We start from the raw sequence: 1,257 nt of genomic DNA on the forward strand, positions 1-1,257 counted from the left end.
CCCATGACAAGAGCAGAGAAGCCTTCACTGCCATTGCGGAACCGCCAGGCCTGATCGCGGGCGACAAAGACGTTGCCGTTCCGCGCTTCTTCCTCGCACGTCTCACGCTGGCCGACTGCCAGAAATTCGAGAAAGCAGTCATCGCCAAAGAAAACGCAAACATTTTCGGTGCCAAATGGATRCTTGCCGACCGGGGCAACGACAAAGCCAAGTTGCTCCATACGTGCCCGAGCGACGTCAAGGTCAGCAGTAGGAAGAACCAGATGGTCGACAGGACGCGGGGTACGGGGAGATGAAATGGTCATGTCAAATCACCCCAACGATTTTTGTCACACTAGCCGGTTCTGCGCCATTGCCGCATTGATAAACGAGGCAAAGAGTGGATGCGGTTCGAACGGACGGGACTTCAATTCCGGATGGTATTGAACGCCGATAAACCAGGGATGGTCGGAATATTCGATCGTCTCGGGCAGCACGCCATCCGGTGACATGCCAGAGAACACGAGGCCGCACTCCTCCAGGCGATCCTTATAATCGATGTTCACTTCGTAGCGATGACGGTGGCGTTCCGAAATATCGGTTGACCCGTAAATGTCAGCGATGYGCGTGCCGGATTTAAGCAGGGCTTCGTAGGCACCAAGCCGCATCGTTCCGCCGAGATCACCGGTCTGCGCACGCTTCTCCAGCATGTTCCCTTTGAGCCACTCCGTCATCAGACCGACAACAGGTTCGCTGGTCGGACCGAACTCACTTGAAGATGCTTTCTCGACCCCTGCCAGTGATCTCGCCGCTTCGATCACCGCCATCTGCATGCCGAAGCAAATACCGAAGTACGGCACCTTCTTTTCCCGTGCAAATTTCGCCGCCAGAATCTTGCCTTCTGAACCGCGTTCGCCGAAGCCGCCGGGCACCAGAATGCCGTGTACCTTTTGCAGATAAGGAGCCGGGTCTTCCTGCTCGAAAATTTCCGATTCAATCCAGTCGAGATTGACCTTTACCTTGTTGGCCATGCCGCCATGGTGCAGCGCTTCGATCAAAGACTTGTAGGCATCCTTGAGGCCCGTATATTTGCCGACGATGGCAATCGTCACTTCGCCTTCCGGGTTATGGATACGCTGGCTTACCTCGTCCCAGCGTTCCATGCGCGGCTTTGGGGCTGGATCGATGCCGAACGCAGCAAGGACTTCGGAATCAAGGCCTTCCTTGTGGTAAGCCATCGGCACGTCGTAGATCGTATCTACATCGAGCGCCTGAATG

The 1,257-nt window shown here is 55.7% G+C and carries 2 protein-coding genes; both read right to left on the minus strand.

All coding sequences use genetic code 11. The features are described from left to right. Positions 1 to 305: VOC family protein (locus ACXJ5O_RS27355; RefSeq protein ID WP_457302653.1), on the minus strand; the 305-nt coding region annotated here is incomplete at its 3' end. Between the two features lie 24 nt (positions 306 to 329). Next, on the minus strand, positions 330 to 1,257 hold a 928-nt coding region (locus tag ACXJ5O_RS27360; RefSeq protein ID WP_457302654.1), incomplete at its 5' end, for a CTP synthase.

This window comes from Phyllobacterium sp. P5_D12, from assembly GCF_054049495.1.